At 47.9% G+C, this 17376-nt stretch carries 17 protein-coding genes; 4 read left to right on the top strand and 13 right to left on the bottom strand.

What is annotated here, in order from left to right; genetic code table 11:
• Window positions 1–6: 6 nt before the first annotated feature.
• The 4 genes from B9A32_RS08905 to B9A32_RS08890 all read right to left on the bottom strand — a co-directional run bounded on the left by B9A32_RS08905 (window position 7) and on the right by B9A32_RS08890 (window position 3145).
• Window positions 7–612: a DUF4178 domain-containing protein gene (locus tag B9A32_RS08905; protein ID WP_170923767.1), complete on the bottom strand. Its 606-nt coding sequence runs from the start codon at window positions 610–612 to the stop codon at window positions 7–9.
• Window positions 581–1285 carry a PspA/IM30 family protein gene (locus B9A32_RS08900; protein WP_084068489.1) on the bottom strand — a complete coding sequence of 235 codons (705 nt, stop codon included), beginning with the start codon at window positions 1283–1285 and terminating at the stop codon, window positions 581–583. The genes B9A32_RS08905 and B9A32_RS08900 overlap by 32 nt, the downstream gene beginning before the upstream one ends.
• Window positions 1286–1611: 326 nt before the next feature.
• Window positions 1612–2001: a YbjN domain-containing protein gene (locus tag B9A32_RS08895; RefSeq protein ID WP_084068486.1), complete on the bottom strand. Its 390-nt coding sequence runs from the start codon at window positions 1999–2001 to the stop codon at window positions 1612–1614.
• A gap of 115 nt (window positions 2002–2116) precedes the next feature.
• Entirely contained in the window at window positions 2117–3145 is a 1029-nt protein-coding gene (locus tag B9A32_RS08890; RefSeq protein ID WP_084068483.1) for a potassium channel family protein, read from the bottom strand.
• A gap of 131 nt (window positions 3146–3276) precedes the next feature.
• On the opposite strand from B9A32_RS08890, the gene B9A32_RS08885 reads away from it, so the two are divergent.
• Entirely contained in the window at window positions 3277–3681 is a 405-nt protein-coding gene (locus B9A32_RS08885; RefSeq protein ID WP_084068480.1) for an iron-sulfur cluster assembly scaffold protein, read from the top strand.
• A 21-nt stretch (window positions 3682–3702) separates the two neighbouring features.
• Here B9A32_RS08885 and B9A32_RS08880 read toward each other — a convergent pair whose 3' ends face one another.
• The 5 genes from B9A32_RS08880 to B9A32_RS08860 all read right to left on the bottom strand — a co-directional run bounded on the left by B9A32_RS08880 (window position 3703) and on the right by B9A32_RS08860 (window position 7877).
• Complete coding sequence (locus B9A32_RS08880) at window positions 3703–4857, bottom strand: energy-coupling factor ABC transporter ATP-binding protein (protein WP_212637871.1); 1155 nt, start codon at window positions 4855–4857, stop codon at window positions 3703–3705.
• 268 nt (window positions 4858–5125) lie between these two features.
• Window positions 5126–5812, bottom strand: coding sequence for an ABC transporter permease (locus tag B9A32_RS08875; protein ID WP_084068479.1), 687 nt, complete (start codon window positions 5810–5812; stop codon window positions 5126–5128).
• Between the two features lie 30 nt (window positions 5813–5842).
• On the bottom strand, window positions 5843–6838 hold the full coding sequence (locus B9A32_RS08870; protein WP_332308499.1) for an ABC transporter substrate-binding protein: 996 nt from the start codon (window positions 6836–6838) through the stop codon (window positions 5843–5845).
• Between the two features lie 222 nt (window positions 6839–7060).
• On the bottom strand, window positions 7061–7588 hold the full coding sequence (locus B9A32_RS08865) for a YfcE family phosphodiesterase (RefSeq protein ID WP_084068474.1): 528 nt from the start codon (window positions 7586–7588) through the stop codon (window positions 7061–7063).
• Between the two features lie 4 nt (window positions 7589–7592).
• Window positions 7593–7877 carry a cytoplasmic protein gene (locus B9A32_RS08860; protein ID WP_084068471.1) on the bottom strand — a complete coding sequence of 95 codons (285 nt, stop codon included), beginning with the start codon at window positions 7875–7877 and terminating at the stop codon, window positions 7593–7595.
• Window positions 7878–7947: 70 nt separating this feature from the next.
• Here B9A32_RS08860 and B9A32_RS08855 point away from each other — a divergent pair, with 70 nt between their 5' ends.
• On the top strand, window positions 7948–8871 hold the full coding sequence (locus tag B9A32_RS08855) for an alpha/beta fold hydrolase (protein ID WP_084068464.1): 924 nt from the start codon (window positions 7948–7950) through the stop codon (window positions 8869–8871).
• A 353-nt stretch (window positions 8872–9224) separates the two neighbouring features.
• Window positions 9225–10061, top strand: a complete 837-nt coding sequence (locus B9A32_RS08850; protein ID WP_084068461.1) for a LysM peptidoglycan-binding domain-containing protein — start codon at window positions 9225–9227, stop codon at window positions 10059–10061.
• A 17-nt stretch (window positions 10062–10078) separates the two neighbouring features.
• Here B9A32_RS08850 and trpCF read toward each other — a convergent pair whose 3' ends face one another.
• The 4 genes from trpCF to B9A32_RS08830 are packed head-to-tail and all read right to left on the bottom strand — an operon-like array spanning window position 10079 to window position 14664.
• On the bottom strand, window positions 10079–11536 hold the full coding sequence (trpCF, locus tag B9A32_RS08845) for a bifunctional indole-3-glycerol-phosphate synthase TrpC/phosphoribosylanthranilate isomerase TrpF (protein ID WP_084068459.1): 1458 nt from the start codon (window positions 11534–11536) through the stop codon (window positions 10079–10081).
• A gap of 1 nt (window position 11537) precedes the next feature.
• Window positions 11538–12557, bottom strand: a complete 1020-nt coding sequence (gene trpD / locus B9A32_RS08840) for an anthranilate phosphoribosyltransferase (RefSeq protein ID WP_084068456.1) — start codon at window positions 12555–12557, stop codon at window positions 11538–11540.
• Window positions 12554–13129: an anthranilate synthase component II gene (locus B9A32_RS08835; RefSeq protein ID WP_084068454.1), complete on the bottom strand. Its 576-nt coding sequence runs from the start codon at window positions 13127–13129 to the stop codon at window positions 12554–12556. The genes trpD and B9A32_RS08835 overlap by 4 nt, the downstream gene beginning before the upstream one ends.
• Window positions 13123–14664 carry an anthranilate synthase component I family protein gene (locus B9A32_RS08830; protein WP_084068451.1) on the bottom strand — a complete coding sequence of 514 codons (1542 nt, stop codon included), beginning with the start codon at window positions 14662–14664 and terminating at the stop codon, window positions 13123–13125. The genes B9A32_RS08835 and B9A32_RS08830 overlap by 7 nt, the downstream gene beginning before the upstream one ends.
• Before the next feature lie 778 nt (window positions 14665–15442).
• On the opposite strand from B9A32_RS08830, the gene B9A32_RS08825 reads away from it, so the two are divergent.
• The gene (locus B9A32_RS08825) at window positions 15443–17356 is read left to right on the top strand and encodes a methyl-accepting chemotaxis protein (RefSeq protein WP_084068448.1); all 1914 of its coding nucleotides are present in this window, start codon (window positions 15443–15445) and stop codon (window positions 17354–17356) included.
• Window positions 17357–17376: the final 20 nt, after the last annotated feature.

Raw genomic sequence — 17376 nt, 5'->3', positions numbered from 1 at the left:
AAAAATTTATATCTCAGATTGCCCCGACGGAAGAATATCAGAAAATTGATACTCCTCCACCTTTTTACCCAGATACAACTCAAATTCGGTCTCCCCCCATTGTTCAATGGTGAGATACCGTGTTCCTGAATCATCTTCGTAGCACCACTGGATCATCTCCCGACCCTGGGTTGTTCCATTGGCATAAAAATGTCCCCCGGCCGTCTCTTCCAGGTAGAACACCTCCCCTTCAAAGGGAAGGGTCTCCGGTGGATCTCCTCCATTTTTAAGGGTTGTGATGATGCGCTGATCCAGTTTCCGCAGCGCCACCTTGCGGCTGATGGACCAGAACATCTCATCATCATTTTCCATTTCCAGGAAAAGGGTATCATCGTGGCATTGCAGCTGCCACTCATAGGTGATGTCCCGGTTACCCCAGTCATAGGTATTGGCTGCCATCACCTCCCAGGTCTTCATGTCATAATCCAGGTAATAACCTTTTTTCAGGGTATCCAGAGTAAGACCCGACAAGGGATCGGGTCCCTTATCCTCTTTTTTTTTTTTTAAAAAATCCATTAAGCCCATGGTTGAGTTCCAGAGATCAGGAGATCCCCATCCTTTTTTTGAGTTCAAGAAGACTTTCCGAGGCATCAGCACTTTCTGCACCACCCAGGGCCGCATCAATCTCCGAATCAATGGAGCCGCCGGAGTTTGCCACTTCACCATATGCCTGGGCCAGGGACTCATCTTCTTCCACCCGGGCTTTCATTTTTTCCAGCATGCCAATGGTGGATGAAGAATCAATGTTGGCCAGCTGGGCATTGATTTTTTTGGTGGAAGAGGCGGTTCTTGCCCGGGCCTTTAAGGTAATAAGATCATTTTCATAGGAGGTGATGGTGGATTTGAGTTTATTGACCTTGGATTGAAGATCATTGGCCCTTGTTTCATGGGCCGTTGCTTCTTTATCAAGGCGCTGGGCATCTGTGGCATTTTCTTCTTTTCGGTTCAATGCTTCTGTTGCCAGACGCTCTGCCTCGTCAGCCGGCATTTCATTGCTCTGCATTTTTTTAAGCAGCAGCATGGCCTTTCTTTCATAGTCCGAGGCCAGATGTTTTTTCTTGTCTGCTTCTTTTCGGGTGCGAATGGCAATGCCTTTTACTTCGGCAAGGCCCTGCATGGCAGCGGTGAGATCTTTTTTAAGATCCCGGATACCCTGCTCCGTCATTTTGATGGGGTCTTCCATTTTGTCCACAATTGCATGGGCGTTGGACTCTCCTACTTTAAACAATCTTTTGAAAAATGACATGGTATATCTCCTTACCTCTTAATTGATTATGTTTTGATATTCCGGGGTTTGGGGATAATGGGAGGAAACCGGAATCCCTTATCCGTCAATATAACCGCCACGGCGGACCGTATTATGATCCGGCTTTGCCCACAACGAAGCTTGAAATACGCCTCTGATTTGAGGAGTATTTCATATAACGGCCATGATGCGCTGCATCACAACAAATAATGAAAGTCTATTATAAAAATATCCCAAGGGTTCTATCATTCTGTATGTGTCTGAAATTATGATACTTAAAATTACTTTCTTATAAAAAAAAGACGGTTGATCACTTATTTTATTGATTAAACATATTCAAGAAGTTCTGCACCATATTCAGACAGTGCCAGGGTCAAAGCATGGATGGAACCTTCAAGTTCGTTTCTATCAAGGTTTTCCAGTTGAAGGGTGTCCCGGAAAATGACGAATTGCTCATCTGAGTCCAACACAAAGGCACCATGGACCAGTTCTCGGTTGAGCTGCAGCAGTCTTTTGTAAAATTGTTCTGTCTTTCCAGGTACCTTCATGATGACCTGCTCCAGGACCACAATGGGGGCCTCGCAGTCAATGACCATGTTTTTAATACCGTTTTCTTCGTCTTCCACCACCACAAGCTCTTCTGCCGGGTCTTCTTTGATGATTGAGATGGACATTTCCTGCAAAAATTCTTTAATAAGGCTGAATTTGTCTTCCATTGCATTCTCCTTGTTTGATTAATCATGGGGTCCAGGTCGGTATCTTGGTTGTATTGTTAAATTTTATGCTTTTCGGTAAAATAACAAATACCAAAGAGTTGAATGGACCCATGGTTTAGCTTATTTCCGGTCTGTCCCATGAAATGACCATTAAGAAATCATTTTCATTGAGAATATGGTCATTATCAGGGTTGGCGGTCAATGTTGTACCCGACGCATCTTCAATGCCGATGCAGATGATATTGTGCTTTTCCTTGAGGTCACACATCACCCGGAAAAAAGATTTGCCCACAAGATAAGGCGGGCATTTAAGTTTGTAAAGGTCGTGGCCGTATCTATTGCTCACCAGTTCACTGACCAGGCGGGTGATGCCGTGGTCCAGGGCCGCCTGGACCAGAAGGTTTGTGGACAGTTCTCCCACAACAATGATTTCATCGGCCCTGGCCATCCGGCAATGCTCCATGTTGGAAGGGTCCATGAGTTCCACGCAGGTATAAAGGTCTGGATGATGATTTTTAATGGTCATGGTGGAAAGAATGGCTTTGGCATCCCGGGCATAGGTCTCCAGGGCATCGTCGGATAATACAATGGCGGCAGAAGCGGCATGTGCATTGGCTTTTTCAAGGCTTTCACGGTCCACCAGACCTTTAATGAAAATCAGATGCTCCCCCTGTTCCGGAAGCTCATCCACATCGGCAATGACCACAATGGGTATCTTCCGGCATTTGGGGTCAACCTTCATTTCTGAAATAATGGTTTTACCCCTGAAGTTCCAACCACAGATAATAAAATGATCCACGATGTGGGTCTGCTTCATTCCTCGTTTCTCCAATAATCTGTTTTCAATAACAATTCCGGCAATGGTGGCAGTCACAAGACCCAAGAGACCAATGCCGCTGAGCATGACAATGGTGGCAACAATTCTGCCGCCCAGGGTTGCAGGAGAAATATCTCCATACCCCACTGTGGTCATGGTGACAATGGACCACCACATGGCATCAAAAAAGGTAAGATTTTTTTCAAGATAGCATAAAAGAGCACTTCCTCCCACAATGACAATCAGAACAAAGATGAGTGCCCGATGCATATTATGGTGTCTCAGCAACCGAAAAAATTTCTTCATCGCCATGATAAAATGCAACATGGATGGTAATTCTCCTTGAAAAGCAATGTACCCGGTGATAATATTCTATGTTTGTGTTAGTAATGTTTTTATCCCCCAGGGGATACATAAGCCTACCATGGCTTTAAATATTTTAAAATGAGTGAGTAGAGATGGAACAGAAAAAAATTGATTTCTGGCAGGATCATTCCCTGGAATATCTTGAGATGGCATTAAAACATGATTACCAGGAGCGGGTGACCCATGCCGACGGTTATGGCAAACGCACCGGAGAGTGCGGGGATACTGTGGAGTTTTTTATCATGGCAACAGATAAAAAGATCACCTCCATCTCCTATGATATTGACGGATGTGTCAACACCAATGCCTGTGCCAATGCCGTTATTGAACTGACAAAGGATAAATCCATGGAAACGTTGTGGAGCATCACCCACGAAGATGTGTCTGCTTTTTTAAAAACCCTTCCCGCCCATGAAGAGCATTGCGCCCAGCTGGCAGTGGGTGCTTTTTACCTTGCCCTGAGGGATCTGGAGTCGGTGGAACAAAAAAAACGGTGAATTCATGGGATGCAATGTCCCTTAGATCCATTCAATATCACTCAGACAATAGGTTAACATCACCCGGGCCCCGGGAAGCAATTTACATTGAATCACCGTTTCCGGGGCCATCTGGATGGTAAAGTTCATTTCATTGACCTTAATGACCATTGTAATATGTCCCCGCTTTTTATCCCCCATGAGACGCAGAACCTTGCCTTCAATTGTGTGAAATTTATTTTCTTTTAAAATCTTGTTCGATTTCTGTATGGATGGTGCAGTGGCTATGTCAGGGGCTTTCTTCAGCTTTTTTTTTGTTGAAAGGGAAGGCTCCCGGACGGTTATGTTGATATCCTGGGTTTTCAAGAGGGCCGAGGCTTTGTCATGGGGCGGGGTTGTCAGTCGGAGGGTTTGTCCACTGCCGTTGGCAGATAACGGACGATAAAATCCTTTATCATCCCGGACAAAGGGGCCGGGAATGATGTTTTTTGAACCTGCCTGGAATATTTTGCCATGGTACAATTGAAGAAGACGGTCACAGGCTCCCTGGAGCCACTCATGGTCGTGGCTGGCAATGATGATGGTGGTTCCCCAGGTTTTTCTGGCATAAAGGGCTGCCCGACGGATCAGTGCGGCACTGTTCACATCCACACTGGCTGTGGGTTCATCCAGCAGCAGCACCCGGGGTTTTAAAATAAGACGGGCTGCCATGGCCACCCGTTGTGCCTCGCCGCCGGAAAGTTCATAATCCATGCGGTGGGCAAATTCATCATGGGAAAGCCCCACCCGGGCCATGACGTTTCTGACCTGTCTGCACACTGTAGGATCTTTTCGACCATGGGCCTTTCCCCTGATTTTCAATCCATGGGTGATATTGTCATGCACCGATCGTTTGAGCAGGTACGGGGTCTGGGTTAATAGGGTAATATCAAACCGCACCTTTGGGGAAAAGGGCACTTCCTCTTTGCCGTTAAAAAAAAGCGTGCCTTTTACCGGTGATGATACAAAGGCAAGCAGTTTCAGCAGGGTGCTTTTACCACTGCCGTTGGGTCCCATGAGTCCGGTGATGGAACCGGGAGCAATGCTCAGATTGGGAATGTCCAAGGCTGTTTTTCCCTTGTATGCCTGAACGATATTTTTAAGGAGATATATGGAAGAGGTGGCCATTTTTACCTGTAATTTTAAAACTGTGGTCATCTTTTATAACGACTTTACACCTTCTAAAGACTCCCTTTTCTGGAACTTTTTTAAAAAAGTGTAAACTATTTTTGCAGTGATATGAGGCATGTTTCATTTCTGCTTTACACTTTTCAGAGCAATGTCTCCATTTTGAGGGTAAGCTTCCAACAGAGTGTAAACTATTTTTTGGGTCATGTGAAGGATACCGCATATGAAGTGTGCCAGAATATGTAAATATCCGGGTTGATAATGTAAATGTTTGACCAATGTCCCATATTCACTTAATTTATCGTTTTCTGAGAAAGAACAAAGATATGTTAACCCCAAAAGCAATGGTCACCAGCACAAGGCCCAGTGCAATGCCGTTGGCAAACATTCCTTTGCCGGTCTCCAGTGCAATGGCCGTGGTGATGGTTCTGGTGTGCCACTTGATATTCCCCCCCACCATCATGGAAATACCCACCTCGGTCATCACCCTGCCATAGGCCGTAACCAGGGCCGCCACAATGCCGTAACGCACCTCCCACATGCAGGTGAGCATGATGTCTTTTTTACCGGCACCCAGTGAAATTAAAGTCAATTTTAACTGGGCATCAATGGTTTCAACGGCGGAAGCCGTAAGGGCCGTGATAATGGGAAAGGCCAGAATGGACTGCCCCATGGCAATGCCCCCCAGGGTAAACAAAAGATGAAAATCCCCCAGGGGGCCCCGGCTGGATATCAGAGCATAGATCATCAGACCAATGAACACCGTGGGCAACGCCAGCATGGTATCAAGAAGGGTTCTGATCCCCCGCTTTCCTTTAAAATCAAAGTATCCCAGGAAAAAACCACAGGGAAGACCTGCCATGACACTGAACAGCATGGAAAGGGAAGAGACCTTCAAGGTTGCAGACACCGCAGACCAGGTGGAGCTGTCTCCGGCGGTGAGCAGATGAATCGCTTGAAAAAAACCTTGAATGATAAAATCCATTGACCGATGAAATCCTCAGATTTGATTTTGTTATTTGGCGTTGGGAATAAATAATTTTTTGTCCAGCAGCCGGAAATTCTTGATAAAGGTCTGGGCACTTTTTCCGGCCATCCAGTCGGAAAAGGCCATGGCAAGATCATATTTTGCATTGGGGCAGTTCCCCGGGTTCAGTGTCAAAACACTGTACTGATTGAGCAAAATGTCATCCCCTTCCACCAAAACCACCAGGGGAGCATCTCCGCCTTTCTGGGACTGATATTTGATATAGGTACCACGGTCGGTCATGGTGTAGGCCTTTCGTTCCTCACACACATTAATGGTGGCCAGCATGCCCTGCCCGGTCTGAATATACCAGGTTTCTTTTTCAGGAAGGGCTTTACCGGTCTGTTTCCAGAGAATTTTCTCTTTTTTGTTGGTTCCGGAATCATCCCCCCGGCTGGCAAAGGCAGCATTGGCATCACGGATGGTATCCAGGGCCCGGGCCACGCTTTTGCCCTTAACACCTGCCGGGTCATCCTTGGGGCCGATGATGACAAAATCGTTGTACATGATCTCTTTTCGGTCTTTTCCAAAACCTTGATCAATGAATTTTTTTTCAGCACCCGGGGCATGAACCAGGAGCACATCCACATCGCATTTAGAACCCAGTTTCAAGGCTTTTCCCGTACCTGTGGCAGTCCATTTTATTTCAATACCGGTTTCTTTGGTAAAATGCGGCATAAGATAGTCCAGAAGGCCGGTGTTGTCTGTGCTGGTGGTGGTGGCCATTGTCAGTGATTTTTCTGCAGCCTGGGTGCTGATACCGGTGAGTACCAGCATGGAAACAATGATGGCCAGGGTGGTGGATAAGAATTTTTTCATTTTTGTGACTCCTTTTTCATCCGGTAATCCCATGGATTCACCGGGATGTTCTGAAAAACATGAAATGTTTTGGGTTGGTATAACCGCCACGGGCGGACCGTACTTTGATCCGGCTCTTCCCACAGCGAAGCTTGAAATACGCCTTTGACTTGCGGAGTATTTCATATAACCGCCACGGGCGGACCGTACTTTGATCCGGCTCTACCCACAACGAAGTTTGAAATACACCTTTGATTTGTGGCGTATTTCATATAAAAAAACAGGATAGAATTTATGACTGACGAGATTCAAAAGAATTTTTAAAATATTTATAATTGAGCTGAAAGTCAAGGATATTGGCTGATTTGTCGCGGAAAATAGAAAAATATAACTTTTTATTACCAAAGATTACGAATAAGGATGGATTGGAAATGATATTAATTCAGTGTTTGTTTTTATATTCATGAGTTGAATCTTGTCGGTGTCCACAATGCCATAGGTATAAAGTCCATTGCGGGGAGAGGTGAGAGAGCCGGGGTTGATAAACAATGTATCCTGTTTTTTTTCCAGGGAGGGCAAATGGGTATGCCCCTGGATAATGAGATCTATCCTGGATAAATGCTCCTTAAGGTAGGCATGGCCATGGTGGAGAAAGATATGAAGCCCCATGTATTCAAATGTCAAATTATGGACGTGTCCGGGATAATAGGAGGGATCATCACAGTTGCCATATACATAATACAGCTTGTTTTTCATATCTTTGAGACTCTCGCGGATATGATCGGGCTGAAAATCCGGAGAGCCCCATCTACCATACCGGGTATCAAAGAGATCTCCTGCAACCACCAGTATATCATCCGGCTTAAGAAGTGATTTTAAGGTCATCCATGTGGCATAGCTGCCATGGACATCGGCGCTGATGAGAAGTCTGGACATGGTTTTACCTATCCTTTAAAAAGAGAGCGTGGTATTGGTATTCGGAGATGTGCCGCTTTAACAACCGGTGGATGAGGGTGTAAATTTCATCCAGCTCCTCATCGTCAAGAAGCGGTATCAGATGCGCCATAAAAGAATCTTCGGAAAATTTTTGAAGATAAAACATGATGGTTTCTTCATCGGTTTTTCGGTTCATTCCAAAGGCTCCCAGGCCCTTATAACGGTGTATGAACCGGTGGGTATCTTTTTTTTGTTCTTTTAAGGATGTATTTAAATCAGATTGCTTCATTGGGGGCTAATTCCTGTTTTTTTAAAATGGTTTTTGATCGTATATAGCATAAAAAAGGGGTGACATAGAAATGGAATTTAATTATTTCAGGGCAGGGGATGGTCAGTTAATGCGTTATGGCGTGGCAAAGATAGCCCATGGCAATCCCAAAGGATGTATTTTATTATTAAATGGACGATCGGAATTCATGGAAAAATATCAAGCAGTGGTGGAAAAGCTTGTTGAAAGAAATTTTCATGTGATCAGTCTGGACTGGCGGGGGCAGGGACTGTCTGTCAGGGAGCTTGAAAATAGAGATAAAGGCCATATCAAGTCCTTTCAATGCTACCTGGATGATCTGTTTTTTTTTTACACCACAGTGGTGGCTCCCCTGGGGCTTCCTGTAACTGTCCTGGCCCATTCCATGGGGGGACACATTGCTCTGAGATTTCTGGCATGCCGGGGAACACAGATAAAAAAGGCCGTACTGGTATCCCCCATGGTGGATATCGTCACGGCCCCCATTCCGCGCCCCCTGGCCGGGATTCTGGCAAGACAGATGGTGCGCTGGGGCATGGAAACGTGTTATGTCCCGGGAAACACAGACTATAATAGAGATGCTGTTAAGTTTTCCGGGAATCCCCTTACCCATGATCCCCGGGGGTTTTGGCAGGAACATCTTTGCATTGAAAAAAATCGAGACCTTGTCCTGGGAGGGGTCACCTGGGGGTGGCTCAAGGCGGCTTTTGATTCCATTGACACTTTGAAAGTCAAAGGCGTGGCCCAACAGATAAGCGCCCCTGTGCTGCTTTTATCTGCTGCCCAGGATCGGGTGGTTTCCTGCCGGGCCCAGGAAAAATTATGCCGGAATCTGTCCAATGGGATCTTTCTTTCCGTTCCCGGGGCCCGGCATGAAATTCTTAATGAATCAGAATCGATTTTGTCTTTTTTCTGGCAGGCGTTTGATGCATTCACCGATTTAATGGAAGACGCCCGTTTTTTTATGAAAAAGTAATCAAGTTCATTTTTTACCAGTGTTGATTGATTTTTAAATGTCCCCCTTTAAAAGAGATAACGGCATGGGGCCATTGAATTATGAGAATGGAGAAATCGTTTAAACTTCTTGATGAAACCTGCTTGAAATTTAATAGTGTAGTCTTTGCAAGAAATCAAATTTTGTTTTTACATAGTTGACAAGTCTGGCCTGAGCTGGCAATAAAAGTATAGATGCACTTAATGTTCAAGGATGTCTCTATTTTTCTTATACCCCACATGTCCTGGGAGACACAACGAATATAGGGTCGTAGACGCGGAGCCAAATGGCATTATGCTGTCCATAACAAAAATCTAATATACGGGAGATTTGAAGTGAACGAAGAAAATTCCTCCATTGATGAACGGTTTCGCATAGACCAACACGGTATGGATGATACCCCCCGCCCTCCCAATGCACGGTACTCCCGGCGAAAGAATAATGGGAACACCAGTATGAAAATTGTGGTGGTGGCGGGGGTGGTCATTGTTTTTCTGGTGGTTGGGCTGTTTTTTTTGTTTGCATCAGATGACCCGGGCAGCCCTTTGGAAAACAGTGAAGCGCCCCCTGTGGAGGATGGGATGACAAAGATTTCACTTCTGGAAAAACGACTGGACAAGCTTGAAATTTCCCTGGCTGAAATTTCACAAAAATTTTCCACGATCCAGAGCCCCCCGGCAGCTTCGGGAACAGATCTGGCTGTTTTTACGGGACGACTGGATCGGGTGGAAAACTCCATGTCCACCAAGTTCAACATCTCCACGGAGAATATCGATAAACTGGACCTTCAAGTGGCCGGGTTGCTGGACCGCATGAAAAATCTGGAACTTAAAAAGGGGAAAAGCATCTCCGGCGCACAGGTGTCAAAGACACAGACCTCGTATGATAATATGGTTCAAAAAGCAACGGACAAGGCCCCGGTGTCATCTGTTACCCCCACTGCTCAAACACCCACGGTTAAAACCGGCATGAAAAAAATGACTTTTAAAAAAACAGCCCCCAAAGTTATCAAAAAAGCAACGCCTTCGCGGGTGTATCACGTGGTTAAAAAAGGGGAAACCCTTTACAGCATCAGTAAAAAATATGGAACCACCGTGGCCAATATCCATAAACTGAACCATTTTTCCAAACAGCCCACCATCTATCCCGGAGATAAACTGATTGTAAAATAAAATTAACCGGACCGCGCCTATCTGCCGGAAGGGCTGGTTTTCACCGCCTGTATCAATCCCTTCACCCGATCAAGGTCCTTGCACCCCGGTGCGCTTTCCACCCCGGAGCTCACATCCACGGCCCAGGGGGATGTGGCACTAATGACACCGGTGACATTTTCCGGGGTGATACCCCCGGCAATGATCAGTTTGTGGCCATTGCCTGACTGTTTGGCAGTGCCCCAGTCCCAGGTTTCAGCATTTCCCCCGGGAAGGGGACCCTTGCCGTATTCCACCAGAATGGCCGATGCCGCTTTATATTGATTTGCCTTATCAATGTGGGGCTCTTTTCCTGCAAACAGCGCCTTGAACACCGTTAAGCCCTGACTTTTAAGTTGAAGCACCGTTTCCGGTGACTCATTGCCGTGGAGTTGCACGGCCTTGAGGTTACAGGCCTTTACCTTTGCCATGATGAACTCAAAGGTGGCATCCACAAATACACCGGTGGTGATAATATCCCCGGGCAGTGCCCGGCAAATTTCTGCTGCCTGGGCCGTGGTGACATGGCGGGGGCTCTTGGGATAAAATACAAGACCAACGGCATGGGCCCCAAGGTCTGCACATGCCACAGCCTCATGGGGCCGGGTAAGTCCACACACCTTGATTCGGGGTGTCTCAAGGCGTTGGGACGTGCCGGTGTTCCCCGTTGAAATCAAATCGTGTATAAATTTTTCCGTGTCATTGGCCCGGACAATGCTTTCCCCCACCAGAAAATTAAAAAGTCCTGCATCCATTCCCTTTTGAATATCATCCGGGCCGGATACACCGCTTGCCGACACCGGAATTTGATCCTTGGTTAAAAAGGGCACCACCCGGGCCGCCACGGTGGTGTCTGTTTTAAGGGTTTCCAGATTTCGATTGTTAATCCCGATGATTTTTGCATTGGCATAAAGGGCATTTTCAAGCTCCCACTCCGAATGAATCTCCACAAGGGGTTCCATGCCAATCTCCCGGGTGAGTGCCACATATTCCTGTAGCTGCTGTCTGGAAAGAATGGAAACTATGAGCAAAACGGCATCGGCCCCGGCAGCCCCCGCCTCATATATCTGATACTCGGAAATGGTGAAATCTTTTCGCAATATGGGAAGATCCGTGACCCTGCGCACCGCCGTAAGATCGTGGAGACTGCCCTTGAAAAAATGCTCTTCTGTGAGGATGGAAATGGCACAGGCCCCGGCCCGGGTATATTTTTTGGCATAGCGGGCCGGGTCCAGGTCCAACCGGATGTCTCCTTTGGAAGGGGAGGCTTTTTTTATTTCAGCAATGATACCGGCCCGGCCGGGACCGCTTTTTTCCATGGCCGACAAAAAGCTTGCCCCGGGCTTTCTTGCCTCGGCGTCACGTCTCTGGCGATTCAAGGAACAGTGGCCCATGGCCCGGGCAATGTCTTTCTTTTTTTCTGCAATGACGGTTTTTAAAAATCCCTTGGGTGCCATGCTATGCGTTCTCCTGTGTAAATTGCGCCAGGGCTTCCAGTTTTTCCAGGGCCTTGCCTGAATCCAGGGCCTGCCGGGCCTTTTCAATTCCCTGTTTTAAATTATCCACCTCATTGGCTGCCAGCAGGGCCGCTGCCGAGTTGATGAGCACAATATTGCGTTTGGGTCCCTTTTCTCCCTTAAGGACGGAAAGGGTGATGGCGGCATTGGTCTCCACATCTCCGCCCTTGATTTTTGCTGCATCGGCATAGTCATCAAAAAAATCCAGGGGATCAATGTCATAGGTGCGCACCATGCCGTCATTGAGTTCCGATACCCGGGTGGGGGCACACACGGTGATTTCATCCATGCCGTCATGGCCGTGCACCACCAGCGCTCTTTTGGCACCCAATAATTTCAGGGCCTGGGCAAACATCTCTGTGAGCTGGGGGGAAAATACCCCCAGAAGCTGATGCCGGGTGGCGGCCGGATTGGTCAGAGGACCCAGCATGTTAAAGATGCTTTTAATGCCTACTTCCTGTCTTGCCTGGGCTGCATGGCGCATGGCGCTGTGAAACTTCGGGGCAAAGAGAAACCCGATGCCAATGTCGTTCACTGCCTCTTCCACCACTTCAGGGTCGGTGCCAAGGTTTACACCCAGGGCTTCGAGCACATCGGCACTGCCGCATTTGCTGGAGATACTGCGGTTGCCGTGTTTGGCCACGCACACCCCGCACCCTGCCACCACAAAGGCGGTGGTGGTGGAAACATTAAAGGTCCCCGAGGCATCCCCTCCGGTGCCGCAGGTGTCCACCACCCGTTGGGTCATGGTCTGGATGCGGGTGGCCTTGCGGCGCATGGCCCGGGCTGCTCCTGCCAGCTCTTCAAAGGTTTCCCCCTTGGTGGCAAGGGCAGCCATGAATGCACCGATCTGGGCACCGGTAATGTCTCCGGAAAAAATATCCCCCATCATGGCGGTCATTTGTTCATGGCTTAAATCTTCGCCCCGGATAATGGTATTGAGATGGTCGGTGAAAGTCATTTTTCTACTCCTTTTACAAAATTTCTGATTAAACGTTTGCCCACAACAGTCATGATGGATTCCGGATGAAACTGCACCCCGCAGGTGGGGTGTTCAACATGGCAAAGTCCCATGATCTCCCCATCATTGGTGCGGGCCGTAACCCTGAGACATTGGGGCAAAGAAGCCTCTTCCACGGCCAGAGAGTGGTACCGCATGGCAGCAAAGGGTTTTTTCAACCCCTTGAAAATACCTTTATCATCACCGGTGACCATGGAGGTTTTGCCGTGCATGATGCGTTTGGCATGGACAATGCGCCCCCCAAAACAGGCGGCAATGGCCTGGTGTCCAAGGCACACCCCCAATATGGGCAGTTTCCCGGTGAAGGCCTTGATAACTGCCATGGAGATACCCGCATCCTGGGGCCGTCCGGGTCCCGGGGAGATGACAACGGCATCGGGATTCAATGCTGTGATATCTTCCAGGGTGGCTTTGTCGTTTCTGAACACATGCACTGTGGCACCGCATTGTCGAATATAATGCACCAGATTAAAGGTAAATGAGTCGTAGTTGTCAATCACGGCAATCAGCATGATTCACCTCCATTGTCACGGCCCAGGGCCAGCACCAGGGCACGCTCCACGCTTTTGGCTTTATTGATACATTCCTGATACTCTTTTTCAGGATCAGAATCTGCCACAATACCGGCCCCGGCCTGCACCGTCATTTTTCCTTCCCGGACGGTTGCCGTGCGAATGGTGATGGCAAGGTCCATGTTGCCGGAAAAGGAGATGTATCCCGCAGCGCCGCCATAAATGCCCCGGGGACGCTGTTCCAGCGCTGAGATGATCTCCATGGCCCTTATTTTCGGGGCACCGGACAGGGTGCCTGCAGGAAAGGTGGCCCGGAGGAGATCCCAGGCATCTTTTTTACCTTCCAGTTCACAGGTGATGTTGGATACCAGGTGCATGACATGGGAGTAACGCTCCACAAACATCATGTCCGTCACCTGCACCGTGCCGGTTTCCCCCACCCGGCCCAGATCATTGCGGCCAAGATCCACCAGCATGAGATGTTCAGCCCGTTCTTTGTCATCGTTTAACAGTTCATCGGCAAGACGTCGGTCCTCCTGCTCTGTTTTGCCCCTGGGGCGGGTGCCTGCAATGGGACGCAGGGTGGCGGTGCGGTTTTCCAGGCGTACCATGGTTTCCGGAGAAGAGCCTGCAATGGCGGTGTCCCCCATATTCATGAAAAACATGTAGGGAGACGGGTTGATATAGCGCTGGGCCCTGTACAGCATCACAGGGTCCACAGGGGCCGTTGAGGTAAAGGGCTGGGAATACACCGCCTGGATGATATCCCCCTCAACAATGTGTTCCTTGATGGTTTCAACCCCTTTTACATAGGTGTCATGGTCGGTGGCTGACTTCAGGGAAAAAGCAGATGGGTCTGGAGGCGACGGCATGGCCCCATGCACGGGTGAAGACGAAGATGAAGCGGATGGCACTGCCGCCGGGGTGGGACCCTGGATGGTGGCGATCATCTTTTCCAGGCCTGTAATGCCCTCATCATAGCAGGTGTCTTTATTCTTATCATCGGTATAACAGATGCTCAGGCATGTCAATGTGTGCTTCATATTGTCAAAAATGATCATGGCATCCGGGATGATGAAATGGGCATAGGCAGATCCCTGGGGCAGATGGGTTTGGATATTTTCAAAAAAAGAGACCATTTCATAGGTCATGTACCCGGTGAGTCCACTCCAGAACCGGGGAAGCCCTTTGATGTCTGCCGGTTGATATTTTTCGGTGAGCTTTTTTAATACAGCCAGGGGATCGCCGTGGTGGGGAATTTTTTCCCGGTGATCTTCAGATGTGATTTCAATGTCATTTTCCAGGACAACGATTTGGCTTTTTGCCGAGATTCCCATGAAGCTGTATCTTGCCCAGTGTTCGCCGCCCTCCACACTTTCCAGCAAAAATAGCGGTTGGTCTTTTTTGTAAAATTTTTGGAGAATGGACACCGGGGTTTCCGTATCTGCCAGCAGTTCTGCGCAAAGCGGTATGACATTACCAGTGCGGCACAGCGAATCATAGGTTTCTCTGGTGGGGTAGCGATTGAGTATCATTTTATTTTCCAGTTCATGTTTTTAATTTTTTTATATGAAACACTCCGTGGATCAAGGGGGTATTTCAATCTTTGTTGTGGGCAGGCCGAGGCCAGAATACTGCCTGCCCATGGCAGTTATAAAAAAAAAGACCGGGCAGTACAGGCAGCCACGGTCTTTGTTTAATGTCCAGGAATAAATTTACCATTGTGGCATGCCGGAATACAAAAGAGAACACCACCAGTGCCACCATTGGAATTGTTTTGTTGTATAGGTCATGTTGTTCATTTTTTTAAGGTGTTCCTTTTGATTTTTAAAGTTTACTTATTGTCTTTACTAATTTAAATACAGGCGGGGAAAAGAAATGTCAAGCAACTTGTTTCTTTTTAAAGAAACAAGCCTTCGTTAATATATGAAAATCAATTTGCCTGTAATATTGAATATATGTATAATGTATTAATTAATTTTGTAGATATCGATTTGTAGCAAGTTTTTGAAATAATTATTTATTTGTAATCTCGTGTATGCGTGTCCGGATTGGTTGTTTAAATATTGGGATCGCTGCTACCGGAAATACTTTACATTTTTTTAAAGACAATCATTGAAAATGGGTATTCCTCCCGTGAAAATGTAAAGTAGAAATAAAAAATATCAAACCATTAACTTCATGAGTCCGAAGTTCTCATTTCCCATACCACATGGGATATTTCCAATTTCAAAAAACACATTATGTGGCGTCAGACCGGAAAACTTATGATTGACGCGTGTTGACGTAAAAGTATCAAAAAAGGAGAGAGCAATGGAAAAGAAACTCCCCCCCCAGCCGGGTAAGGAGACGCCCGGTCTGAAGGGAATAATTGCAGACCAGCGCAAGGAAGCCCGGGCAAGGGCAGAGAAAAGACGAGCTGCCAGGGTTGCTGAAAAAAAACAGGTCGTGGTGGAAAATCTCTCCCAGGCCATTTCAGAGATGACCTCCATGTCCCAGGAGCTTGCATCATCGGTGCAGGAACTGCAACAGACCATGAATGATATCAGCACCAGGGCCATGGATGCCGCAGATAGCACAGATAAAAGTGTTGCCGCCGCAGCCCAGGTGGGTGATGTGGCAAAAAAAGTGGGCCAAAACGCCTTGGTGTCTTCTGAAAAAATGACCCTGATCCAGGATATGATCACCACTTCCTTGAATCAGATTTCCGGGCTGGTGGACGGGGTTAATGCCTCCCTTGAGAGCAATAAGGACATGGATGCCGTCATCCAAACCCTTACCACAAAGTCAGCGGAGGTGGAAAACGCAGCTTCTGATATCATCAGTTCCGCGGAACAGATCAATCTTTTTTCTTTGAATGCCGGTATTGAGGCCTCCCGGGCCGGAGAGCACGGAGAAGGATTTTCCGTGGTGGCTGATGAAATTCGCAAAATGGCTGAACGTTCTGAAAAAAATGTCCGGGAAATCGTTTCAGCCACAGCACGCCTGGGGGATGCTGCAACGGAAGTAAAAACTGATCTGGATGAAACCCTTGCCCAATCCCGCATGGATGCAGACAGGGCCAATGAAATCATTAATACGTTAAAAGATGTTTCAAAGGATGTTGAAGCCCTGAAACAAGACGGGTTTGTCATGAAAAATTACAGTGAGACCCAGTCGGTTCAGGTCCAGAAGGTCATGGACAACAGCCGTGAAATTGCCACAGGGGCGGACCAGGCCATGGCTGCCACCCAGCAATCCAACACTGTGCTGGTCCAGCAACTCAAGGTCATGGAAACCATCACCAAAAATGCCGAAGATATTGAAGACCAGGCAGATCAACTCATGGGAGAGGCCTTTTCCATCCAGGTGGGCGAAGAGCTGGCCACCAGTGCAGAAGAGCTCAGCGCCACCATACAGCAGGTCACGGCATCGGCCCAGATGATCGGCACCTCCATTGATCAGATTGCCCAGGCATCCATACAGCAAGCCAATGCCGCCGGAGAAAATGCCCGTCTCATTGAATCGGTGGAACAGGCCGGGCAGGGAATTCTCACCCTGGCCCGGACCAATCAGGAAAAGGCCGGAGACCTTCAAAAATTATTGAAAAAAATTGATGCCGATACCGCTGCCATCATCCGGGGCATTGGCGATCAGGTGGAGAAAAATCTGCTGTCTGCCGGTAAAATGAGGGTGCTGGAGGAGGAGATCTTTGCCCTTGAAAATATCATTGACCGTCTTTACAGCATCAATGACCAGATCACCATCCTGGCTGTCATCGGCCGGGTGGAATCGGTGCGGGCCGGGACCCACGGTTCGGGATTTGCCGAAGTGTCCGATGATATTAGAAATATCGTGGATGTCACAGCGGATCAGATTCCGGAAATCGGGAATCGAATCCGTTCCATTAAAGAGACGGTTTTGACCGTGTCCGGCAGCATAGAAGAGGCAGGGGCCAAGGTGCGCCGGGAATTGGATAATACCGCAGATATCACCCGCAGATTGGCCACCATTGAAGGCGATATGGCAACGGTGCTTTCAGGCACCAATGAAATTGAAAGCATGTCCCGGGAGTCCTTTACCGGTATAGAGGGGATGCAACAGGGAATAGACCTCATTTCCGCAGCTTCCGAAGAAATTTCAGCGGCCTGCCAGCAGGCCGCGGCAGTGTCGGATCAGCAGACCCGGGCCACAAGAAACCTTGCGGCAACTGCCGAAGAAATTGCCTCCCAGGCCGATGAAATTTAAGCAAGGATTTAAGCGAGGAA

This window comes from Desulfocicer vacuolatum DSM 3385, assembly GCF_900176365.1.
Lineage (GTDB): Bacteria > Desulfobacterota > Desulfobacteria > Desulfobacterales > Desulfobacteraceae > Desulfocicer > Desulfocicer vacuolatum.
This window is presented reverse-complemented; position numbering and strand designations above follow the sequence as displayed.